General features: G+C 70.0%; 22 protein-coding genes. 20 read left to right on the top strand and 2 right to left on the bottom strand.

All coding sequences use genetic code 11. The annotated features are described in order from the left end of the window. Positions 1-11: 11 nt before the first annotated feature. Positions 12-872 carry a LysR family transcriptional regulator gene (locus ABZ382_RS30780; RefSeq protein ID WP_357096221.1) on the bottom strand — a complete coding sequence of 287 codons (861 nt, stop codon included), beginning with the start codon at positions 870-872 and terminating at the stop codon, positions 12-14. Between the two features lie 112 nt (positions 873-984). Between ABZ382_RS30780 and ABZ382_RS30775 the strand changes: the two genes are divergently transcribed. From ABZ382_RS30775 to ABZ382_RS30725, 11 genes are all read left to right on the top strand, one after another. Next, positions 985-2,280 carry an NAD(P)/FAD-dependent oxidoreductase gene (locus ABZ382_RS30775; RefSeq protein WP_357096219.1) on the top strand — a complete coding sequence of 432 codons (1,296 nt, stop codon included), beginning with the start codon at positions 985-987 and terminating at the stop codon, positions 2,278-2,280. A gap of 78 nt (positions 2,281-2,358) precedes the next feature. After that, positions 2,359-2,976, top strand: a complete 618-nt coding sequence (locus ABZ382_RS30770; protein ID WP_357096216.1) for a PadR family transcriptional regulator — start codon at positions 2,359-2,361, stop codon at positions 2,974-2,976. 77 nt (positions 2,977-3,053) lie between these two features. Continuing rightward, a complete protein-coding gene (locus tag ABZ382_RS30765) occupies positions 3,054-4,076 on the top strand; it encodes an ATP-binding cassette domain-containing protein (RefSeq protein ID WP_357096214.1) in 1,023 nt (340 codons plus the stop codon). After that, the gene (locus tag ABZ382_RS30760) at positions 4,073-4,834 is read left to right on the top strand and encodes an ABC transporter permease (protein ID WP_357096211.1); all 762 of its coding nucleotides are present in this window, start codon (positions 4,073-4,075) and stop codon (positions 4,832-4,834) included. The genes ABZ382_RS30765 and ABZ382_RS30760 overlap by 4 nt, the downstream gene beginning before the upstream one ends. A 129-nt stretch (positions 4,835-4,963) precedes the next feature. Further along, positions 4,964-5,653 (top strand): SDR family oxidoreductase, encoded by a 690-nt coding sequence (locus tag ABZ382_RS30755; protein WP_357096209.1) that lies wholly within the window; start codon positions 4,964-4,966, stop codon positions 5,651-5,653. Next, entirely contained in the window at positions 5,650-6,756 is a 1,107-nt protein-coding gene (locus ABZ382_RS30750; protein ID WP_357096206.1) for an S-adenosylmethionine:tRNA ribosyltransferase-isomerase, read from the top strand. Before ABZ382_RS30755 ends, ABZ382_RS30750 begins: the two co-directional genes overlap by 4 nt. Positions 6,757-7,043: 287 nt before the next feature. Continuing rightward, entirely contained in the window at positions 7,044-7,892 is an 849-nt protein-coding gene (locus ABZ382_RS30745) for a GNAT family N-acyltransferase (RefSeq protein ID WP_357096203.1), read from the top strand. Positions 7,893-7,898: 6 nt separating this feature from the next. Continuing rightward, on the top strand, positions 7,899-8,840 hold the full coding sequence (locus ABZ382_RS30740; RefSeq protein ID WP_357096200.1) for a lysophospholipid acyltransferase family protein: 942 nt from the start codon (positions 7,899-7,901) through the stop codon (positions 8,838-8,840). Between the two features lie 200 nt (positions 8,841-9,040). Then, positions 9,041-10,015, top strand: a complete 975-nt coding sequence (locus ABZ382_RS30735) for a hypothetical protein (RefSeq protein WP_357096197.1) — start codon at positions 9,041-9,043, stop codon at positions 10,013-10,015. A gap of 17 nt (positions 10,016-10,032) precedes the next feature. After that, positions 10,033-10,650 (top strand): class F sortase, encoded by a 618-nt coding sequence (locus tag ABZ382_RS30730; protein ID WP_357096194.1) that lies wholly within the window; start codon positions 10,033-10,035, stop codon positions 10,648-10,650. 87 nt (positions 10,651-10,737) lie between these two features. Further along, the gene (locus tag ABZ382_RS30725; protein ID WP_357096192.1) at positions 10,738-11,361 is read left to right on the top strand and encodes a VOC family protein; all 624 of its coding nucleotides are present in this window, start codon (positions 10,738-10,740) and stop codon (positions 11,359-11,361) included. 45 nt (positions 11,362-11,406) lie between these two features. On the opposite strand, the gene ABZ382_RS30720 is transcribed toward ABZ382_RS30725, so the two are convergent. After that, complete coding sequence (locus ABZ382_RS30720) at positions 11,407-12,534, bottom strand: phosphotransferase family protein (RefSeq protein WP_357096189.1); 1,128 nt, start codon at positions 12,532-12,534, stop codon at positions 11,407-11,409. Between the two features lie 360 nt (positions 12,535-12,894). On the opposite strand from ABZ382_RS30720, the gene ABZ382_RS30715 reads away from it, so the two are divergent. The 9 genes from ABZ382_RS30715 (at position 12,895) to ABZ382_RS30675 (ending at position 22,926) form a co-directional block, all read left to right on the top strand. Beyond that, a complete protein-coding gene (locus ABZ382_RS30715) occupies positions 12,895-13,410 on the top strand; it encodes a hypothetical protein (protein ID WP_357096186.1) in 516 nt (171 codons plus the stop codon). 121 nt (positions 13,411-13,531) lie between these two features. Continuing rightward, positions 13,532-15,472, top strand: coding sequence for a DUF5615 family PIN-like protein (locus tag ABZ382_RS30710; protein WP_357096183.1), 1,941 nt, complete (start codon positions 13,532-13,534; stop codon positions 15,470-15,472). A gap of 233 nt (positions 15,473-15,705) precedes the next feature. Then, positions 15,706-16,896, top strand: a complete 1,191-nt coding sequence (locus tag ABZ382_RS30705) for a 4-hydroxybenzoate 3-monooxygenase (RefSeq protein WP_357096181.1) — start codon at positions 15,706-15,708, stop codon at positions 16,894-16,896. A gap of 73 nt (positions 16,897-16,969) precedes the next feature. Then, positions 16,970-18,658, top strand: coding sequence for a methyltransferase (locus tag ABZ382_RS30700; protein WP_357096178.1), 1,689 nt, complete (start codon positions 16,970-16,972; stop codon positions 18,656-18,658). Positions 18,659-18,777: 119 nt separating this feature from the next. After that, complete coding sequence (locus tag ABZ382_RS30695) at positions 18,778-19,017, top strand: hypothetical protein (RefSeq protein WP_357096175.1); 240 nt, start codon at positions 18,778-18,780, stop codon at positions 19,015-19,017. Positions 19,018-19,077: 60 nt separating this feature from the next. Further along, complete coding sequence (locus ABZ382_RS30690; RefSeq protein WP_357096173.1) at positions 19,078-20,298, top strand: cysteine desulfurase family protein; 1,221 nt, start codon at positions 19,078-19,080, stop codon at positions 20,296-20,298. Next, entirely contained in the window at positions 20,299-21,420 is a 1,122-nt protein-coding gene (gene mnmA / locus ABZ382_RS30685) for a tRNA 2-thiouridine(34) synthase MnmA (protein WP_357096170.1), read from the top strand. Continuing rightward, positions 21,417-21,896: a hypothetical protein gene (locus ABZ382_RS30680; protein ID WP_357096167.1), complete on the top strand. Its 480-nt coding sequence runs from the start codon at positions 21,417-21,419 to the stop codon at positions 21,894-21,896. The genes mnmA and ABZ382_RS30680 overlap by 4 nt, the downstream gene beginning before the upstream one ends. After that, positions 21,883-22,926, top strand: a complete 1,044-nt coding sequence (locus tag ABZ382_RS30675; protein ID WP_357096164.1) for a methionine synthase — start codon at positions 21,883-21,885, stop codon at positions 22,924-22,926. Before ABZ382_RS30680 ends, ABZ382_RS30675 begins: the two co-directional genes overlap by 14 nt. Positions 22,927-22,928 lie beyond the last annotated feature (2 nt).

The raw sequence follows: 22,928 nt of genomic DNA, 5'->3' as shown, positions 1-22,928 counted from the left end.
CTGCGGACCGATCAGGAGCAGTGCAGCGCCGCCAGCAGGGTGGTGACGATGGGGGAGGGGCGGCCTTCGGTGCGGGTGACGGCGGAGACCGGGATGCGCAACGGGTGGCCGGTGAGGCGGAGGGTGGCGATGCCCTCGGTCTGGCTGTCGGCGTAGAGGATGGTCCACGCGTCGGGGCGGTTGATGAGTTCCATGGTGGCGGTGTGGTCGGGCGGGATGGGCGGGCCGAAGACCGGGCCGGTGGGGAGATCGGCGAAGGCGGCGCGGACCACGTTGTGGAGGAGCACCTGCTCGGACTCGGGCGGGAGCAGCAGGGGGTAGTCGCCCAATTCGGCGAGGGTGACGTCGCCGCCGCGCATGGCGAGGGGGTGGGCGGTGGAGGTGGCGATGACCGGATCCTCGACCCAGAGCTGTTCGACGGTCAGTCCGGGCTGATCGACGCTGCCGCGGATGAGAGCCAAGTCACAGTCCCCGTCGGCGACGGCTTGGATGCGCTGCCGGAACGGCTTGATGACGAACTCGATCTCGGCGCCCGGGTGGGCCTCGCGCGCGCCGGCGATGGCGGAGAGCGATCTGGTTGCGAAGCTCATATTGGCTGCCAGGCGAATGCGTGGCCCGGAGGCCCGCACAGCTGCGCGAATGGCGGATTCCAGGCTCAACATTTGTTTCGCAAGGGGAAGTAGCCGAGTGGTCGCGTCGGTGGGTACGACCGATCTTGTCGAGCGTTCGAAGAGGTTCACGCCAAGGTCGCGTTCCAGCCGGGCGATCTGGTGGCTGATGGCCGACTGCGAGATGAAGCAGCGGCTCGCGGCCCGGCTGAAGCTCAGCTCCTCGCAGACCGCCACGAAGTAGGCGAGTTGGCGCAGCTCCACCGCATTCTCCAATTCATGATCAACGTAGATAAGAGTCATCTTGATTATGCGCCCTGACCCCTGGAACAACCGCGTTCCGAATCACGGTTAGTCATGAGAGAAGGGAGCAGTCATGTACAACGTGGAGGCGGATATCGAAACCGCCGATGTCGTCATCGTCGGATCGGGCTTCGGTGGTCTCGCCGCCGCCAAACAGCTGAACAAGTCGGGCGTGCGCTACGTCCTCATCTCGGGTACCCCCGAACACCTCTTCCAGCCACTCCTCTATCAGGTTGCGACGGGTGTGCTGGCTTCCGATGAGATCGCGCCGCCCATCGCCAATATTCTGCGCAAGCACAAGCACGGTGAGACCCGTCTGGGCAAGGTCACCGCCATCGATGCCCCGAACGCGATCCTCACCTACGAGACGCCCGAGGGCCCGCGCAAAATCCGTTACGGCAAGCTGATCGCGGCGACCGGCGCCAGCCAGTCCTATTTCGGCCGTGACGACTTCGCCGACAAGACGTTCTCGCTCAAGACCATCGACGACGCCCGCAATCTGCGGGCCCAGATCGAGCGCGTCTTCGAGCAGGCCAAGACCGCCGACCCGGAGACGCGCCGGCGGCTGCTCAGCTTCGTGGTGGTGGGCGCGGGCGCGACCGGCGTCGAGGTCGCCGGTCAGCTGAAGGAGCTCGCGAAAAGGTACTTCCACCTGGAGGATACGGTCACTCTCGTGGAGGGTGCGGGCGTGGTGCTGCCGCCCTTCGGTGGACGGCTCTCGGAGTATTCGAAGCGGTCGTTGGAGCAGAGCGGCGTCGAGGTGCTGGTCGACACCTTCGTGACCGACATCGAGGACGGCAAGGTCACCGTCAAGAGCAAGGACGGTGTGGAGCGCGGCATCGCCGCCGAGACCGTGGTGTGGTCGGCGGGTGTGCAGGCGGGCGGCTTCGCCCAGGTGCTGGCGGAGGCCACCGGCTGCGAAACCGACCGTGCCGGGCGTCTTCTCATCAACCCGGATTGCACCGTGGGCGGTCACGCCGACATCTTCGCGATCGGTGACATGACCTTCCTCAACGGCTACCCCGGCCAATCGCCGGTGGCCATGCAGGAGGGCCGCCACGTGGCCGACATCATCCGCGGCAAGAAGGCCGCCGCCACCCCGTTCCGGTACTGGGACAAGGGTTCGATGGCGGTGATCAACCGCTTCAACGCCGTCACCAAGCTGAACGACAAGGTGAAGTTCACCGGTTTCGTGGCCTGGGTGACCTGGCTGGCGGTGCACCTGTTCTACCTGGTCGGCTTCCGCAACCGCTTCGCCGCGGTGCTGTCGTGGCTGGTGGCGTTCATCGGCAGCGGCCGTCCCGGCTTCGGTGAGGTCGAAAAGGGTTCGGCGGCAAAGACTCCCGATCGGGAGCGCGTAGCCGCCTGACCCCGGTATCGCGAAACGAGCCGCCCGGTGGATCACCGGGCGGCTCGTTTCGCGTGTGGGGAGAGTTAACCTGCGAATATGGCTGTTCCTACAACCCGATTGCTGGTGCTGGCGGTGGTGCGTCTGCTGCAACCCGTGCACGGCTACGACGTCCGCCGCGAATTGCTGTCCTGGCATGCCGACGACTGGGCCAATGTGAAGCCCGGTTCGGTGTACGGCGCGTTGAACACCCTGGAGCGGGATGGGTACATCTCGGTGGAGGACGTGGGGCAGGAGGGTGCGCGCCCGGAGCGGCGGACGTATCGGCTGACCTCGGAGGGGGAGAAGGAATTCGGGGAGTTGATGCGGGAGTCGCTGTTCGTGGCGGAGGGGTTCAAGCATCCGTATTTCGCGACGGTGGCGCTGTTTCCGCACGCGCCGAAGGAGGACGTGATGGCCGCGCTGCGCAGCCGGATCCTCCAGTTCGAGGCGCGGCTGGTGTTCCTGGAGCGGGAGGAGGCGCGGATTCTGGCGGGCAGCGGGGATCCGCGGGAGGCGGAGCCGCATCACGTGGCGGATGCGATGAATCTGGCGGCGGCGCATGTGCGGGCGGATCTGGAGTGGTCGCGGCGGACATTGCGGCGGATCGAGAGCGGTGAGCTGGATGCCTGGTCGGGAACCATGGGCGGGGCTCCGGTGCCGCCGCCGGTGAAGTAGCCGGGGGCCGCACGAGCATTAGTCAAGTTTTAATAGTCAAGCTTGACTATTTGAAAAGTCGTTTCTACGGTTGTGGTGTGGATACGACAGCACCCGTTCGCGGTGAACCCACCGACCCGGTGATCCGGGTCCGTGGGCTGGCCCGGACCTTCGCGACCAAAACCGGTGACGTGCAAGCGGTCTCCGGTATCGACTTCGACGTGCGCTACGGGGAGATCATCGGTCTGCTCGGCCCCAACGGCGCGGGCAAGACCACCACCCTGCGCATGATCTCGACCCTGCTCGCCCCCACCGCGGGCGAGGCCACCGTGGTCGGCGCGGACCTGCGCACCGAGGCGCGCACCGTGCGTTCCCGGATCGGGTACGTGCCGCAGGGCGGATCGACCGGTGAGACCGAACTGGTCGAGGACGAATTGATCCTGCAGGCCAGGCTTTTCGGGCTGTCCAAGGCGGAGGCCGAGCGCAACACGGCCGACCTGGCCAAGGCCCTGGAGTTCGACGGCCTGGAGCGGCGCAAGTGCGGTCAGCTCTCCGGCGGTCAGCGCCGGCGGGTCGATATCGCCCTGGGCCTGGTCCATCAGCCCACCCTCATCTACCTCGACGAACCCACCACGGGCCTGGATCCGCAGAGTCGCGCCAACCTGTGGGACCACATCCGGCGGCTGCGCGACGAGGGCACCACGGTCGTGCTGACCACCCACTATCTGGAGGAGGCGGACGCGCTGTGCGACCGCATCCTGGTGATGGACCACGGCGCCATCGTCGCCGAGGGCACGCCCGACGAGCTCAAGCGCCGCATCTCCGGTGACGTGATCAGCCTCGAAATCGAGTCCGGCAGTGCCGATCTGGCCATGGACATCGCACAGGAAGTCCTCGACCTGCGCTCCCGGCTGCGCACCGAGGGCCACGAGAACGGCCACGCCGGACGGAGTCTCGTGCACCTGACCGTGGAACACGGTGACGCCGCGGTGGTTCCGCTGCTGCGCGCCCTCGGCGATCGCGGCATCACGCCCGGTTCGCTCACCGTCAAGCGCCCCAGCCTCGACGACGTATTCCTCACGCTCACCGGGCGTTCGCTCCGGGAAGGAGACCGGTCATGACATTCCTGCGCGACACGGGGCTGATCTTCTGGTCCCAGCTGCGGGCCAACCTGCGCAATCCGGTGTGGGTGATCATCGGCCTGATGCAGCCGATCATCTACCTGGTGCTGTTCGGGCCGCTGGTGAAGGGCATCGCGCCCGCGCTGGGCCCGGGCGCGGACCCGTGGAAGATCCTGACCCCGGCCCTGGTGATCCAGATCGGTTTGTTCGGCGCGCTGTTCGTCGGCTTCGGCATCGTGGGCGAGCTGCGCGCGGGCGTGGTCGAGCGGCAGCGGGTCACGCCCGCCTCGCGCGGCGCGCTGCTGCTGGGCCGGGTGCTCAAGGACATGGTGGTGCTGGTGGCGCAGGCGCTGGTGTTGGTCGGCGTGGCCGCGCTGGCCTTCGGGCTGCGGCCCGACCCGCTGGGGCTGGTGCTGTCGCTGGCGCTGATCGCGGTCATGGGCGCGGGCCTGGCGTCCGCCTCGTACGCGCTGGGCCTGTGGGCGCGTTCGGAGGACACCCTGGCCTCGCTGCTGAACTCGGTGTCGGTGCCGGTCATGCTGCTGTCGGGCATCCTGCTGCCGATGACGGTGGGGCCGACCTGGTTGCAGAACCTGGCGAAGGTGAATCCGTTCTCGCACACCGTGGACGCGGCGCGGGCGCTGTTCCGCGGCGACTTCGGGGCGCACGAGGTGTACCTGGGGACCGCGGTGACGGTGGCGGTGTCGCTGCTGCTGATCCTGGTCGCCTCGCGCAGTTTCGCGCGGGAGAACGCCTGACCGACGCATCGGGGACACCGCCCATCGCTCCGGCCCGCACGGGTCGGAGCGATGGGCCGTGTCCCCGGTTCTTCGCTGCGGGCGAAAAGTCATTGACCTGAACAGCACTTCAGGTTTCACGATGGCGGTATGCCTGAGAACACGAGAAGGGCCCTGGTCACCGGGGCGTCGGCGGGCTTCGGCCGGGCGGTCGCGCTCGCGCTCGCCGAGCGGAACTGGGAGTTGATCATCGTCGCGCGCGGCGCGGATCGGCTCGAACGAGTGCGGGCCGCGACCGGTGCGCACGCCATCGCGGGGGATGTCGCCGACCCCGAGGTCCGGGACCGCATCGCGCGGGCCGTCGGATCGCGGCGACTGGACCTGCTCCTCAACAACGCCAGCACGCTGGGCCCCAGTCCGCTGCCGAGGCTGGACCGGTACCCCCTCGACGAGCTGGCGACCGTCCTCGACACGAATGTGATCGCGCCCCTGGCGATCCTGCAACTCACCCTGCCCGCCCTGCGCATCGCGGGCGGCACCGTGGTGGATATCAGCTCCGACGCGGCCGTGGGCGGCTACGAGGGCTGGGGCGGCTACGGCGCGTCCAAGGCGGCGCTGGACCAACTCACCAATGTCCTCGCCGCCGAGAACCCCGCCCTGCGCATCTACAGCTTCGACCCCGGCGACATGCGCACCGAGATGCACCAGGCGGCCTTCCCCGGCGAGGACATCTCCGACCGCCCCGAACCGGAAACCGTCGTCCCGGCCCTGCTGAACCTCCTGGAAACCCGCCCCCCGAGCGGCCGCTACCTCGCCTCGGACATGCGAGTCGCGCCATGACGATCAGCGTGAACGCGGTGGACGGGCCGCCGGTGGCCGGTGGCGGTGTGGCCCTCGAATCCGCCGCCGTCGATTTCGTCCTGCCGGAGGAATTGTCGGCTGCCGCTCCGCCGGAGGCGCGTGGCCTGGCCCGCGACGAGGTGCGCCTGCTGGTGTCCGACGGCCCGTCGCTCACCCATGCGCGGTTCCGGGAGCTGCCGTCCTTCCTGCGGCCGGGGGATCTGGTGGTGTTCAACAACTCCGCCATGATCACCGCGGCCGTGGACGCCGAGTACGGCGGTGCGTCGGCGGTCCTGCACTTCTCGACCTGGCTGGACGACGGCGGCTGGGTGGTGGAACTGCGCGACCCGGCGGGGGTCCCGTGGCGCGGGGCCGCGGTGGAAGCCGGTGCGCGCCTCGCGCTTCCGGGCGGTCAGGTCGCCACGATGCGCGCCCCGTGGCTGCCGGACGGGGATCGGCTGTGGGTCGCCGAGGTGGCCGCGGTGCCCGGCGGCATCGATATCGACGTCCGCACGATGCTCGCCCGGCACGGTCGGCCGATCACCTATTCCTATGTGGCCGAGCGCTGGTCGGCGTCCTACTACCGGACGGTGTTCGGGACGGTTCCCGGTAGCGCCGAAATGCCCAGTGCCGGGCGGCCTTTCAGTGAGGCGCTGGTGACGGGTCTGATCGCGGGCGGCGTCGGGCTGGCCCCGATCACCCTGCACACGGGCGTGTCCTCGCCGGAGACCGGGGAGCCGCCCAGTCCGGAGCGGTTCGAGGTGCCGGAGATGACCGCGCGGCTGGTCGAGGCCACTCGGCAAGCGGGTGGCCGGGTGGTGGCGGTCGGGACCACGGTGACGCGGGCGCTCGAATCCGCCGCCACCGTCGACGGCCGGGTGCTGCCGATGGCCGGGTGGACCGAGCTGGTGCTGAGCGCCGACCGCCCGGCGCGGGTGGTGGACGGGCTGATCACCGGGTGGCATGCCCCGGGCGCCTCGCATCTGCATCTGCTGGAAGCGGTGGCGGGCGGGGACGTGGTCCGCGAGGCGTACCGCGCCGCGCTCGATTCCGGTTATCTGTGGCACGAATTCGGTGACGCCGCCCTCCTCTTCCGGAACTGACCCGCATCCGTTCCGGAACTGGACCCCCGGGATGCACGCTTCACCGACGGTGGCGTAGGCTGGCCTCTTCCGCATCGCCGAGGGCTCGCCACCCGGTTCCGGGTCCGCGGCAACGGGTTTCCTACCCGCCGGTACCCATCAGGGATACGAGCGTTTGTCCTGGTAGAGAACGTTCAGAGGCGCTTCGATGAACTCCCGGTGCGGTCTGCGTCGCGTTCACCGGACTGGCATCGACAGGTAATCCCGCGGACGCTCCGACGCAGTCTGGGACTGGCTTGATCAAGGCTATGACCACGATGGCAGCGTCGAATTCCAGCCTGCTGGCAGCCGCGTCGAAGCCCGCCCCGGAACCGCCCCGCACCACCGGACGGTCCCAGTACTCCCTGGTCGTCTCCTCCGATGCCGAGCATCGTGAGGCCGCGCAGCGCCTGCGCTACCAGGTGTTCGCCAATGAGCCGGGGTTCACCATCCCCGACAACGGAACCGGCCTGGACGCCGACCGTTTCGACGACCACTGCGACCACCTGCTGGTGCGCGACGAGCTCACCGATCAGTTCGTCGGCTGCTACCGCATGCTGCCCCCGGACAAGGTGACCGCCGCCGGCGGCTACTACACCGCCACCGAATTCGATTTGGCCGCACTGGATCCCGTCGGTCACCGGATCGTCGAGATGGGCCGCGCCTGTGTGGTCCCCGACCACCGCAACGGCTCGGTGCTCACCCTCATGTGGGCGGGCATCCTGCACTACATCCAGCTCACCGGCTACGACTGGGTGATGGGCTGCGTCTCGGTCCCCATGCGGATGACGCCCGAGGACGAGCCCGGCGTGAACGTGCGCGGTGTGCGCGATCTGCTGCTGCGCAAGCACGCGCTGGACGCGGAACGCCATGTGCGCCCGTACAACCCGGTCGTGGTGGACGGCCGCGGCCTGGACGAGCTGGCGGCCCCGGCCCGTCCGAAGCTGCCGCCGCTGCTGAGCGGCTACCTACGCCTGGGCGCGGAGATCTGCGGTGAGCCGGCCCACGACCCGGAGTTCGCGGTGGCCGACTTCGTCGCGCTGCTCGGCCTCGAGACCATCAACACCCGCTACCTGGAGCGCCTGCAGGGCGCGGCCAACAGCCTGGATGCCCGGTGATATCCCATGATGCCCGCTCTGCTCTCCCCGGAGGCCGGTGCGCTCTCGTGCCCGCCGGCCGAGCCCACCGCCCACTCCTGGATGCCCCACAGCCCGTGCGGCGCTTCGTGTGTCGACTCTCCCGCTGAGGCGGGCACGCTGCGGGTCACGGCCCGCGTGCTCGGCATCGCGGGGGTGCTGCTGAGTTTCCCGATCGCCCATATCGTCACGCCGCGTCGCCGCCGTACCGGTCTGCAGCGCCGCTATGCGCGAGCCCTGTTGGCCTGCTGCGGAATTCGGGTCCGGATCACCGACGACCGCGCACCCGGGGACCGTCGTGAGGGCGGTGTCCTGGTGGTGGCCCACCACATCGGCTGGACCGACATCCTCGCGCTGACCGCCGTGTCGCCCATGGGTTTCGTGGCCCGCGCCGACCTGGTGGAGTGGCCGGCCCTGGGCGAGGTCGCCAAGCGGGTCCGGGTGATCCCGATCGACCGTGAGAAGCTGCGGCAGCTGCCGTCGGTCATCGACGTCATGGCCCGGCGACTGTCCGCCGGCGAGCCCATCGCGTTCTTCCCCGAGGGCACCACCTGGTGTGGCCGCGCCCACGGGACCCTGCGGCCGGCGCTGTTCCAGGCGGCCATCGATTCCGGTGCGCCGGTGCAGCCCCTGCGGTTCCGCTATGTGGGGCGCGATGGCGAAAAGTCCACGGTTCCCGGCTTCGTCGGCGTGGACTCGCTGGCGGACTCGTTCCGGCGGGTGCTGCGGTCCAAGGGCGTGGTCGCCGAGATCACCCTGCGCCCGCAGCTGCTCCCGGACACCGACCGGCACGAGCTGGCGCGGCGCTGTGAGCAGGAGCTGGAGGGCGATACCGTCGCCCGTGCCTTCACCGATGTGATCCACGGCTCGGAGCACCTCGCAGCTATCGGTACCGGGGCGACGCGGCAGGCCGCGGTCGACCGGGTGTGATTCGGATCAATTTCACAGGGTATTAGGGGATTTCACCGGTTTGTGCTGAATGTCCGTTAGGGGGTTGTGCAGTCGTCCGGTCTCGGGACCCCCTAATTGTCGCTAGTTCTCAGCTTCCAGGCCGACCAGTCGGTAACGCCCGGCCCGCGTGATTCGACGGCAAGGCAATCGAATAACGACGTCTGGAAGCGAATACATCAATGTCGGCAAGGACATTCCCGGCTGCCGTGGTCATCGCCGCGGCCGTAGCTCTCTGCGCGCCGTCAGCCACCGCTGACCCCACGACCACCGCGCCCGCCCCGGGCCTCGGCCTCGGCGTCGATGTCAATGTCGGCCCGGGCGGGCTCGGCGTCGACGTGAACACCGGCGCCCACGTGGGCGGAAACGCCAATGGTGGCGTGCAGGCCGGCGGTAACACCCAAGCCGGTGGCAATGCCAATGGTGGCGTCCAGGCGGGCGGTAACACCCAAGCCGGCGGGAATGCCAATGGTGGCGTGCAGGTCGGCGGCAATACGCAGGCCGGTGGCAATGCCAACGGTGGCGTGCAGGTCGGCGGAAACACGCAGGCCGGCGGGAATGCCAATGGTGGCGTGCAGGTCGGCGGAAACACGCAGGCCGGCGGAAACGCGGGCGGCGGTGTGGATGTCGGCGGCGGCGTCCAGACGGGCGGGAACGCCGGTGGCGGCCTCGATATCGGTGGCGGTGTGCAGACCGGCGGGAATGCCAATGGCGGCTTGGACATCGGCGGGGGCGTGCAGACCGGTGGCAATGCCAATGGCGGCCTGGACCTCGGTGGCGGTGTGCAGACCGGCGGCAACGCCAATGGTGGCGTGCAGATCGGCGGGGGCGTGCAGACCGGCGGCAATGCCAACGGTGGCGTGCAGATCGGTGGCGGTGTGCAGACCGGTGGCAATGCCAATGGCGGTGTGCAGGTGGGCGGCAACACCAATATCGGTGGTGAGGCGCAGGGCGGTGGCCTGGGCGGTGTCGACCTGACCGTCTCCGGTGGCGCGGCCGCGGGCGCGGATGTGGTGAACGGCATGACGATTCCGGTCGGCGCGAGCACCGGCATCCCCGGCGGCATCGCGGCGACCGACGCGGTCCCCGTGGGCGGCTACAAGATTCCGAAGGGCGCGCCGGAGACCGGTGCGGGCGGCATGGCGGGCGCCCGATGATGATCGAACGCCGAAACATGATGAGCACGAAGCCGGTCCGCCGCAGACCGCTGGCCGCCGTGGCCGCGGTGCTGGCGGTCACCGCGGCCCTGGTCTCGGGGTGCGGTTCCTCCGGCGGTTCGGACGCGCCGTCGACCTCGCGGGTGCCGACCACGGTCGCGGTGAAGACCGCGGGGTCGATCACCCGGTCCACCCCGGTGTCGTTCTCGATTCCCTCGATCAATGCCGCCGGATCGCTGATCTCGGTGGGGCTCAATGCCGATGGCTCGGTCCAGGTGCCCGCGGACTATCAGCAGGCCGCCTGGTACCAGCAGGGTCCGGCCCCGGGCGAGCAGGGCTCGTCGGTCATCCTCGGCCACGTCGACTCCTACAAGGGCCCGGGCGTGTTCTTCGCCCTGAAGAAGGTCAAGAAGGACGACATGATCGACGTGACCCGCGCCGACGGCAAGATCGCGCACTTCAAGGTCACCGATGTGCGGATGTACCTGAAGTCGGAGTTCCCCGACCAGACCGTGTTCGGCCCCCGCGGCGGCGCGACCCTGCAGGTCGTCACCTGCGGCGGCGACTTCGACAAGAACGCCAAGAGCTACCTGTCGAACGTGGTCGTCTTCTCCTCGCTGGACTCGGTGACCTAGCCGGGAGTGACGGAGCCCACCGCGCGGTCGCGGACTGATCAGGAATCGAGAAGCACTGGTCAGGCCCGCGACCGTAGCGTCGTGGACATGACCTCCATCGAATTCATCACTCTCGATGTCGCCGATCCCGAGGCGGCCGCCCACTTCTACGCCACCGCCTTCGGCCTGGACACCGAGCTGCGGTTCCGCGCCGCCCAGGAGCCCAGCACGGGCTTCCGTGGCTACACCCTGTCCCTGACCGTCGCCCAGCCCGCCGACGCCGACGCCTACCTGGACGCGGCCGTCGCCGCGGGCGCGACGGTGCTGAAGCCCGCGGCCAAGTCGATGTGGGGTTACGGCGGCGTGGTCCAGGCCCCCGACGGCGCGATCTGGAAGGTCGCCACGTCCGCCAAGAAGAACTCGGGCCCCGCGACCAAGCGTTTCGAGTCCCTGGTCCTGCTGCTCGGCGTCGCGAATATCGGTGCCGCCAAGCGCTTCTACGTCGATCACGGCCTGCCCGTGGCCAAGAGCTTCGGCCCCGTGTACGTCGAATTCGACACCGGCTCGGGTTCGATCAAGCTGGCCCTCTACAAGCGCCGCGCACTCGCCAAGGACGCGGGCGTGCCCGCCGACGGCACCGGCTCCCACCGGCTCGCCATCGGCGGCTCCGAAACCTTCACCGACCCCGACGGTTTCGCCTGGACACCGGCCACCCAGCCCGCCGATCGGTGATCCGCGGCGCGGGGCCGATCGACCGGCCGCCCTCCGGGGCCCAGCTCAGTCCCAGGCGTAGGTGCCGTCGAGCAGGGCTTCCAGCAGCGGGCGGTGCATGACGAAGTCGTCGCGGTCCTCGGGTTCGGTGGTCTCGCCGAAGTGGATCATGCGCCGCCAGATGCGGGCCATGACGATGCCGTGGCGCAGCGCGGCGTAGAGGAGGTACCAGTCCATGTCCTGCGGCGCGTGGCCGGTGCGCTCGGTGTAGAGCCGCTCGACGTCGCTGCGGCGCAGGAAGTCCGGCAGCCCGGGCTGGTCGAAGCGGACGGCCATGTCCTGGAAGAACCGGTGCATGAAGATCGGCCACGCGACGTCGAGTTCGCGCGGGCCGATGGCGGCCATCTCCCAGTCCAGCACCGCGGTCGGGTCGCCGCCGTCGAACATGATGTTGCCGGGTCGGGCGTCGCCCCAGGTGAGCACGTCCGCGCCGGATTCGGTCGGCCAGTTGCGTTCGAGCCAGTCGAAAGCGCGCTCCAGCAAAGGGATTCCGAAGCCGTCGCGGGCGAGCGCCCAGTCGTACCAGTCGCGCTGGGCCTGGAAGTGGCTGCGCAGCGCGGAGCCGTCCCCGGCGAGCATGGGGAAGCGCCGGGCGGGTTCGTCGATGGCGTGCACCTGCGCGATCACCTCGACGGTGTGGCGGGTGATCGCCGCCCGCTCCTCGGGCGTGGCGTCGAACAGCCAGCCGGTGAAGACGTAGGGCGGATTGTCCTCGCAGACCCGCCCGGCGACGCGGCCCATGACGAAGAACGGCGAGCCGAGCACGCCGGGATCGGTTTCCAGCCAGTGCAGTCCGGGCAGCGGCGCGTCGATCGCGTCGGCCACACCCGACATGACGGCGAACTGCGTTTCCAGATCGTAGGTTTCGAACAGCGGGAACGAATCCGCCTCGGGCGCGAGCCGCGCCACGAACCGACCGCCGCGGGATTCCCCGCCGACGCTCCACTCGGCGTCGAAAAGCAGTGTGGCGCTCGACATCCCGCCACCCTTGGGCTTGACCAGGTCGGTGACCCGCGGCGTGGCGTCGGCGTCGACGCGGGTGGCCAGCCACTGTTCCAGCTGCACCGTCAGCTCATCGTTGTCGCGGTCGGAAACCGTGAGTTTCCAACTCTGGTCGGGCGCGGGGGCGGACATCTGCGGAGTTCCTCCTGGGGCGAAGAGCGGGTGAGCCGAGCCGTGCTCTCGGGCGACTGTAACGCGTTCTAATTTCGTGGCGAAACCACCACGACACATGCTCCGGTAGGTGGGACTCAAGTTGATATTCAGGGTTTTTGCACTATTTCCCCGAGATGCCCGGAAATCGTCACTTGATGTAACACGTATCAGATTGATAAATGCGGCGCGCCGGGCGCGGGGTGTGTTTTGTGGTGAGGTTCGCATTTGCTACGCGGTTTCCGTGTGAGTTGTCTACCGTCATGAATGCGCGCCGGTCAGGTGGCCGACGGAAGGGGGTGGGGCGCAGTGACAACAGGATTGGCTTGTCCCAGTTGGTGTATGGCGCACGATGAGACAGATCTGCCGGGAGTCGACAGCGGGGGAACGCATTTCGGCCTGATGCTCGACGTCGATGACGTATCAACTTCGGCATCAGCGGGTTTCGTGCAGCTGCGGGCGACCGGTGAGGAGCTGCGGCACCGGCGGGTGGACCTGGTGTTCGCCCCGCATCTGTGGGTGGAGATGACCGACGAGCAGGCCTCCGATATCGCGCGGGCGCTGTGTGCCGGAGCGGCGCTGTGCGATCGGACCGTCGGCTCCCCGGCGCGCTGTCCGGCCTGGTGTCGCTGCCACGACGATCCCGAAGGCTGGGTGCACTACGGCCCGAAGCGGGTGGTGGAGGTGTCGGGGGAGCTGCGCTCGGTGGAGATCCAGCTGTGCGCCTTCAACTGTGGCCACGACCGCAGGCTCATCATCGAATTCACCGTCGGTCACGACGAGATCGTGGAATTCGCCCCGGCCGCCGCGCGCCGGATCGCCGCCCATTTGATGGAAGCCGCCGACCTGCTGGGTTGACGGCCCGGATTGCGACGGTACAACCGGGTATTCGCCTACGATAGCTGATGATTTGCGAGCTGTGGTCGCTTGCGTTCGTGCATGGGCCTGATCGTTCCTTCTCACGGCAAAGGGGATCGGTGTGCGAAACATAGGTTTGTCCAGTTCGGTCCGGTTGCGCAGGGCGGCGCTCCTCGGCTGCTCCGCGAGCCTCGGCGTCGCCCTGCTGGTGACTCCGGCGCAGGCTCAGGTGTCCGGGGCCGAGGAGATCGCCCAGAAATACGAGCAGTTCGGCGGCGCCGGATCCTTGCTCGGCAACCCGTCCGGTGACGTCCACGAGGTGGCGGGCGGCGCGGTCCGCGACTACGCGGGCGGCGCGATCTACTACTCGCAGCCCACCGGCGCGCATGTCCTCTACGGCGACATTCTGGCCGACTATCGGCAGCTCGGCGGGCCCGGCAGCGATCTCGGCTTCCCCACCAACGACGAATCGATGACGCCCGGCGACACCGGACGGTTCAACGACTTCTCCGCGCCCGACGGCGCGGCCATCTACTGGTCGCCCCGGCAGTCGTGGGTGGTCCGCGGTCCGATGCTCGCGGCCTACCGCAAGCTGGGCGGACCGGCCGCCGAACTCGGCTTCCCGGCCGCCGCCGCGACCGTCGACGCCGACGGCACCGTCGCCCAGAAGTTCACCGGCGACAGCGGCGCCGTGGAGATCTCCTGGAACCCGCAGCGCGGATTCGGCACGGTGCCAGGCAGTTTGGCCGGCGCACTGGCCGGTGTGATGGTTCCGGGCGCGGCCGGTCAGCTGCCCGGCGGCACGGTGAACCTGCCGGAGGGCTCGGTGAACCTGCCCGACGGTACGGTGCGGCTCCCGGACGGATCGATCCGTTTGCCGGACGGTAGCTTCCAGTTGCCGAATGGGAATCTGGTGCTGCCTGACGGCTCCGTCAAACTCCCCGACGGCTCGATCAGTCTGCCGGAGGGCTCGGTTCGGCTGCCCGACGGTTCGCTGCAGTACGCGAACGGTGTGATCCGGATGCCGGACGGTGCGTTCAAGCTGCCCGAGGGTGCGGTGCGGTTGCCCGACGGCACCGTGAGGATGGCCGACGGGTCGATCGTGTTCCCCAGCGGCGGCGTGAAGATGGCCGACGGGTCGTTCGAACTCCCGGGGATGTCGGCGCCGAGTACCGACAAGGCCGAGGGCTGGTTCACCAAGTTCAAGAACAACCTCGGCTGGTGGTGGCTGATCGCGCTACTGGCCATCGCGGCCGCGATCATCGGACTGCTCGCGCTGCTGGTGTGGGCCTGGCGGAAGCTTCGCGGCGGCAACGGATCGGGTCGCCGGGGCGCCACGATGGGCGCGACCAGGCCGGTTCCGAATGCCAAGGACGGCATCGCGGATGCGCAGAGCAACACGGTGCGGATGACGGGTGGCGGAGTCGACGGGCGGGGCGGCCTCGACGCGAAGGGAACCGTGTCCCGGGCCGCGGGCGCCGGCGACCTCGGTAGGAAGGCGGGCCTGGCGGCCGCGGGAGCCGGAGCGGTGGGTGCCGCCGGTGTGGCCGGGCTCGGCAGGCGCGGCCGGATGACCGGCGCGCCGCTGGTCGCCGACCCCGAGCTGGACACCATGCTGCGCGGTCTGAGGGACGGCGCCGTCCTCGACATCACCTACGGCGAAGCGCTGCAGGGTCTTTCGCCGGTGGTGGTCGGCGCCAAGCTGCTGGTCGACGAGAACCTGAGCCCCCGGCTGGCCGAACGGCTGGAGGCCGCCGGCTACGACGTGGCGCACGCGCGCGATGTCGGCCTGTCCGGTGGCGACAATCGGCGGGCGCTGGAGCAGGCGAAGTCGAGTGGTCGCGCCCTGGTGACCGCCGAGCGGACCTGCATTCCCGATCTCGTCGCGGGCACGTCGGCGCCGAGCGTGGTGCTGCTGCACTCGGCGGACGCCACGGTCGACGATCAGGTGACGGTGCTGAAGCAGGCGCTGCCGCGACTGGATCAGCTGCTGTCCGGCGGCGCCCTGGCGGTGCTGTCGGAGCAGCGGATCCAGGCGTGGCGGTTGCCGTCGCGCGGCTAGGGTCGAATTCACCAGTTCTGCTGTGGCGCTGGTGCCGATGCGTTCGCATTGGCACCAGCGCCATTTCTTTTGTGCGACTTGTCCTTTTTGTGAAGAATGCGCGGCGCGCCCGCGACGCGTGATGGGAAGCAATCCCGTATTCGACTCGTCAAGCCCAGTAACATCGGCCCGGCATTCGTCTGCGTCACCACTTTCCTTTCGGTTAGGACGGTTTCGTGAACAACGTGGAGTCGATGGGTCGCGAGAATGGCGACATCGACACCGAGGTAGTCGTTTTGGGCGCGGGACCCGCGGGCCTGGTCCTGGCGAACCTGCTGCAAGCGGCGGGCATCGCATGCGCGGTCCTGGAACGGCGAAGCCGGCGCTGGGTCGAGAATCGTTCCCGGGCAGGGTTTCTGGCGCCGGACGCGGTGGCGGTGCTGCGTGCGCACGGGTTGGCGACCGGTCTGGATCGGCACGGTCGCGAGCACGATGTCTGCGAATTCCGCGGGCCCGGGGTCGGGTTCGAATTGTGTTACGGGAAGCGGGGTTCCGGCCGTCCACACACGGTGTACCCGCAGCAGTCGCTGGTATCCGACTTGATCGCAGAATTTCTGCGGGCCGGTGGCGCAATGTATTTCGAGACGGTCGCCGAAGCCGTCGGCGATCTCGATACCGAGCGCCCCTGGGTGCGGGTTCGTGACGCCGACGGACGGGTTCGGCGCGTCACCGGGCACTATGTCGCCGGGTGCGACGGCGGCCACGGGGTGGCCGCGCCATCGGTTCCGGCGCGCACCGCGGTCCGCGATCACGGGATCACCTGGCTGGCACTGCTGGTCCAAGCGCCGCCGAGCTCACCGAACGTCCTCTACGGCGTGCATCCCGACGGCTTCGCCGGCCAGATGCCGCGCACCCCCGACATCACCCGGTACTACCTGCAATGCGATCCGGCCGACACTTCCGAGTCCTGGGACGACGCGCGCGTCTGGGCGGCGCTCGACCGTCGCCTGCACGCGAGCGTCCACGGCCCGTTGCGCCGCGGTCCGGTCGTGGAACGCGGTCTGGTCCGCTTGCGGTCGGAGATCCGAGATCGCCTCCAGCACGGCCGATTACTGCTCGTCGGCGACGCCGCCACGGCCATCAGCCCGTCCGCGGCCAAGGGCGCGAATCTGGCGATCCTGGGTGCGGAGTTGCTCGCGCGGGCGCTGACCTCCGCCTTGCGTGGCGGCGATACCGCCGGTGTCGCGCGCTATTCGGCCGACTACAGCCCGTTGATCGAACGGGCCCAAGAGTTTTCGCACTGGATGATCGATCTGCTCCATCCTCCCGTCGCCGCGGATCCGCACGCCGACTACCAGCGCGTCCTGCGCCGGTCCCGCCTGCGCGATCTCTCGGTATCGCGGGCGCACCAGGACTTCTTCGCCGACAACTACGTCGGCCTCTGACATTCCGTCACCTCTCCCATTCTTCCTGTCCCACAACTGAATACCTCTGTTCGCCATCCCCTCAGGAGGACGCGTGAATCCCGCGCTGGTAGCGCACGCCGAGCTCGATTCGTTCGATCTCGACCAGTTGGACGCCGCGGCACGATACGCCGCGGCCCACGACACCGGGGCGGTGCTGAGCGCCATGCTGCCCGGCCTGGCCGCTGCCGATCGGGCCGCCATCATGGCCCGCACCCGCTTCGCTCACACCGCCGTACTGGTGTTCCCACCGGATCTGAAGGCGCTCACCGCCGCGCTGGCCGGGCGCGGTCTCACCGCGGGCCCACCCACCCCGAGCATGGTGGTCAGATCCCGGCTCGCCGACCGCTACGGCCTGCCCGCTAGCGAGCTGGACGTGCGGATCATTCGCACCGCGGTGCCCAGCCCCGACGACGATCCCCGGTTACTGGAGATCTTCGCGCTGGCCGGAACGGCCGAAGCGACGCGCGCCACGATCGTGGCCGCGGAACGGGCCGCGGGCTACGAATCGCATCTGGCGCTCGAGGTCGAGAAGGCCGACAGCGTCGAACTGGCCGGGCTGCGCGCCCTGCTGCTGCACAAGAACCGGATGCACGCCGACGGCGGCGGCTACAACAGCCACGAGCACGCCACCGTCCTCTACTTCCGCACCACCGCCGCCGACCGCCCCTTCCGGCGGCTGGAACTCCATGTGGCCGGGCAACATTCGTCGGTGCTGGCCGCGCACCTGGGCGTCTCCCACGACGCGCCCACCCGCCTGCTGCGGCTGCTGACCGGTGCGTGGGCCACCCAGGCGCTCGCGGTCACCGCCACCCTGGGCGTGGCCGACCGGCTGGCCGCCACCCCCGGCGCCTCGGTCGCCGCCCTGGCCGAGCTGACCGCCACCGATGTCGACAGCCTGTCCCGGCTGCTGCGCTACCTCTGCGAACTCGACATCGTCCGGGTCTGCGGCGAGGGCTACGAACTCACCGACTCCGGCGCGCTGCTGTCCAGCACTGCCGCCCGCTCCCTGCAACCGCTCGCCCGCCTGTACGGGGGAGCGTTCTACGAGTCCTTCGCCCACCTCGACCACGCGGTCCGCACCGGCGCCGCCGGCTTCGACCACCATTTCGGCAGCCATCACTTCGACTACTTCTCCCGCACCCCGGCCGGCGCCGAACTCTTCGACACCGCCATGGCCGCCGGCGCCGCGATCTTCGGCCACGTCGCCGACCTGATCCAGCTCACCGGCGCCGAGACCATCGTCGATATCGCGGGCGGCAACGGCACCCTGCTGGCCGCCCTGCTGCGCGAAGCCCCCGCCGCCCGTGGCGTCCTGCTGGAACGCGCCACCGCGCTGGTCACCGCCCGCACCGCCCTGGAGCAGGCGGGCTGCCTGTCCCGATGTCGTTTGCTGGAGGGCGATTTCACCGCCCAGGTCCCCGCGGGCGCCGACGTCTACCTGCTCTCCCGGGTCCTGCACGACTGGGACGACGACCGCTCCCGCACCATCCTCGCCCGCTGCGCCGCCGCCATGCCCGCCCACGCCCGCCTGTTCGTCATCGAACGCCTCCTCCCCGACGACGACGCCCCATCCCTCGCCCCCGCCTGGGACGTCCACATGCTCTGCAATGTCGGCGGCCGCGAACGCACCCTCACCCACTACCGCGACCTCGCCGCCACCGCCGGGCTCGCGGTCGATCGGGTCTGCTCGCTGCCGTTGGACTTCTCGATGATCGAGCTGAGCCGCCCGCCCGGCCGCTGACGGTCTCGATCGTTTCGGCGGTGTCCGCTGTCAGCGCGCGATCGGCGGGCTGTCAGCGGCCGCGGCCATCGTCGTGCGTGTGCCGGAGCGACGGCACACCACCACGAAGGAGGACAACCATGAACAACTCGGCGATCGCGCGGCTGGAAACCCTGGCCAATCGGATGGAGCCCGCTGCGCGGGTCGACCGCAACGCGCGGGACTGGCTGACCGAGGTGCGGACCGCCATCCTTGAACTACGACAGCAGCCCGGGTCCCGGGCGGGCGGCGGCTTCCTGGAGTCGGTCGGGGAGGGCCTGGCCCTGGGCGCGGGCTTCGCCGTCGGCGAGGAGATCGTCGAGGACCTGTTCGACTGGTGAACCGGCCCGCGGGTATGGCGGGAATACCGACGCGACGGCGGCGGCTATCCTTGGACGGTCATGAAGTCGGCTTTCCCGGGTCCGGTCGGTGCCCAGACGGTCTACCTCGATCACGCGGCGACTACACCGATGTTCCCGGTCGCGGTCGAGGCCATGTGTGCTGCCCTGGGGGTGACGGGGAACGCCTCGTCGCTGCACGGGTCGGGACGCGCCGCGCGGCGGCTGCTCGAGGAGGCTCGGGAGTCGATCGCGGCGGGGCTGGGGGCGCGGCCCTCGGAGGTGATCTTCACCTCGGGCGGGACCGAGAGCGACAATCTCGCCGTCAAGGGGATCTACTGGGCGCGGCGTGACGCCGACCCGAAGCGGAACCGGATCCTGGTGAGCGCGGTCGAGCATCACGCGGTGCTGGACACCGTGGAATGGCTCGAACAGCACGAGGGCGCGCGGATCACGTGGCTGGAGTGCGACGCCGAGGGCGTCGTGTCGCCGCGCACGCTGCGGGCCGCGCTGGCCGCGCACGCCGACGAGACGGCGCTGGTCAGTGTCATGTGGGCCAATAACGAGGTCGGGACGATCCAGCCGATCCGGGAATTGGCCGCGGTGGCACAGGAGTTCGACGTGCCGATGCACAGCGACGCGGTGCAGGCGGCCGCCCAGCTGCCCATCGATTTCGCGGGCAGCGGGCTGGCGGCGGCCAGCTTCGCCGGGCACAAGGTCGGCGGGCCGCACGGGGTCGGGGTGCTGCTGCTCGGACGGCAGGTGCCCGCGGTGCCGCTGCTGCACGGCGGCGGGCACGAGCGGGATCTGCGCTCGGGCACCTCGGACGTCCCCGCGGCGGTGAGCCTGGCGGCCGCCCTCCGCGAGACCGTGGCGGGCCTGGAGCTGCGCGCGGTGGTCTTGGAGCGGCTGCGGGACCGGCTCATCGACGGGGTGCGCGCCGTCGTGCCGGACGCGGTGCTCAACGGGGGGACCGGTGAGCGACGGCTGCCCGGCAACGCCCATTTCACGTTCCCGGGCTGCGAGGGCGACTCGCTGCTGATGCTGCTCGACGCCGCCGGGATCGAATGCTCGACCGGATCCGCGTGCAATGCCGGAGTCGCCGGACCCTCCCATGTGCTGCTGGCCATGGGCGTGGAACCGGGCCGCGCGCGGGGATCTCTGCGATTCTCATTGGGACACGATTCGACCGACGCCGATATCGATGCCCTGCTGGCCGCGCTGCCGCAGGTGGTCGAGCGGGCGAAGGCGGCCGGACTGGCCGGAGCGAAGGGAGGCTTCTAGATGCGAGTACTTGCCGCGATGAGTGGTGGCGTGGATTCCGCCGTGGCGGCCGCCCGCGCCGTGGACGCCGGACACGAGGTGGTCGGCGTGCACCTGGCGCTGTCGGCGAGCCCGGGCACGCTACGCACCGGATCGCGCGGCTGCTGCTCGAAGGAGGACGCCGGTGACGCCCGGCGAGCGGCCGACGTGCTCGGAATCCCGTTCTACGTCTGGGATTTCGCGGACCGGTTCAAGGAGGACGTGATCGACGACTTCGTCGCCGCGTACGCCGCCGGCGAGACCCCCAACCCGTGCCTGCGCTGCAACGAGAAGATCAAGTTCTCGGCGCTGGCCGACCGCGCCGCGGCGCTCGGCTTCGACGCCGTCGTCACCGGGCACTACGCCCGCCTCGAGGACGGCGTGCTGCGCCGGGCCGTGGACGCGGACAAGGATCAGTCGTACGTGCTGGCCGTGCTGACCGCGGATCAGCTGTCGCGCGCCATGTTCCCGGTCGGCGACACCCCGAAGCCGCAGATCCGCACCGAGGCCGCCGAGCGCGGGCTGGCCGTCGCGAACAAGCCCGACAGCCACGACATCTGCTTCATCCCCTCCGGCGACACCCAGGCCTTCCTGGGCGCGAAGATCGGCATCCGCCCGGGCGCGGTGCTCGACGCCGACGGCACCAAGCTCGCCGACCACGAGGGCGTGCACGGATTCACCATCGGCCAGCGCAAGGGTCTGGGCCTGCCCGGCCCGGCCGCCGACGGCAAGCCGCGCTACGTCACCGGCATCGACCCCGACACCGGCGACGTGCACGTGGGCTCGGCCAAGGACCTGGAGGTGTGGACGGTGCTCGCCGACCGCGCCATCTGGACGTCGGGTGAAACCCCTTCCGGCCCCATCGAATGCGTCGCCCAGGTGCGCGCGCACGGGGGCACCGCCCCCGCGGTCGCCGAGGCCGTCGACGGCGGCCTGGTGGTGCGGCTGCGAGAGCCGCTGACCGGGGTGGCCCGCGGCCAGGCGGTGGTCCTCTACCGCCCCGACACCGACGGTGACGAGGTGCTGGGCAGCGGCACCATCTCCGGCACCGACCGCGAACCGCACTCGTACGCAAGCGAACTGGTCTCGGATAGCGCCCGGTGAGCGACCGTCCCTCGCGCAGCGGCGCGAAGTCATATGTGGCACGACAGATCCGGCCCGTTCTCGGTGGCCGGATCGTGTGGCGCACCGGTCTGGCGCAACCGGCCGGTCTGCGGCCCAAGCGCGGCCCCGGCAAGGTCCGGCTCGGCAAGGGCGCCACGCGGGCCTCGGCCGACCCGGTGGGGCAGCCCGCCCGCGCCGACACCGGCGAATTCCAGCCCGGCGAAGCGCAACCCGGCCCCGAGGGCCCGCACGACGCGGCGACCGGACCCTCGTCGGACCGCAGCCCCGACCATTCCGGACGCAAGCGCGCCGTGACCGTCCGGGTCGCCCCCTACGCCGAACGCGGCCGCATCCCCACCGGCGCGCCCGCCGAGGGCACCGCGGGCAAGACCTGGGACTGGTTCGTCAACACGACCTGCTGGGACTGGTACACCAACTCGAGCGACAAGACCGATCGCGGCGATGCCGGTGAGTGACAACGCCTTCGCGCTGCCCGGGGGCATCGCGACCGGCGTCGGCTCGTGGCCGGGCGCCGACCCGCGCGAGGCGGCGGCGACCGTGGTGGGGGAGCTGGGGCAGCTGCCGCACCTGGTCGAACTGCCCGCTCGCGGTATGGGCGCGGACATGATCGGGCGGGTGTCCGGGCTGCTGGTGGACATGCAGTTCGACAGCACCACCCGTGGCTACCGGCTGGGCGCGCGGCCCGGCGCGGTCTCGCGGCGCGCCAACGACCTGTTGCGCACCGACCTGGACGCGCTCGAAGAGGCCTGGGAGACCGGCGGTTTGGCCGGATCCGGCCATCCGGTGAAGGTGCAGGTGGCGGGTCCGCTGTCGGTCGCCGCGGAGGTGGAACTGCCCGGCGGGCATCGCATCCTCACCGATTCCGGTGCGCTGCGCGACCTTTCGGAGTCCCTGGCCGAGGGCGTCGCCAACCACGTCGCCGAAGTCGCCAAGCGACTCGGCACGCAGGTGATCCTCCAGATCGACGAACCGCACCTGACGGCCGTCCTGAACGGGACGTTGAAGGGCGTGAGCGTCCTGAACACGGTGCGCGCCATGCCCGAACCCGAGGCCCTGCACGTGCTCGACACCGTGGCCGCGCGGCAGTCGGTCCCGGTCCTGATCCACTCCTGCGCCGACCGCCCCGCGCTCGGCTTCCTGCGCGCATCCGCCGCGAGCGCGGTCGGGTTCGACCTGGCCGCCATCGGCACCCGGGACCTGGACCGCATCGGCGAATTGCTGGACGCCGGAAAGCATCTGGTTCTCGGCCTGGTCCCCACCACCGAACCGGCCAAGCCCGTCACCTGGCGCGACATCGCCGAACCCGGTGTCCGCCTGATCGACCGCCTCGGCTTCCCCCGCCGCCTGCTCGCCGAGCAGATCCTGGTGTCCCCGGCCTGCGGCCTGGCCGGGGCCTCCCTGTCCTGGGCCCGCCGCGCGGTGAGCCTGGCCGCGGAGACCGCCCGCGCCTACGCCGACGAGCCCGACGGCCTCGGCTTCGAGTAGCC

The sequence above is a fragment of the Nocardia sp. NPDC005825 genome (assembly GCF_040630175.1).
GTDB lineage: Bacteria > Actinomycetota > Actinomycetes > Mycobacteriales > Mycobacteriaceae > Nocardia.
The sequence above is the reverse complement of the archived record's forward strand: the minus strand, read 5'-3'. Positions and strand labels throughout refer to the sequence as shown.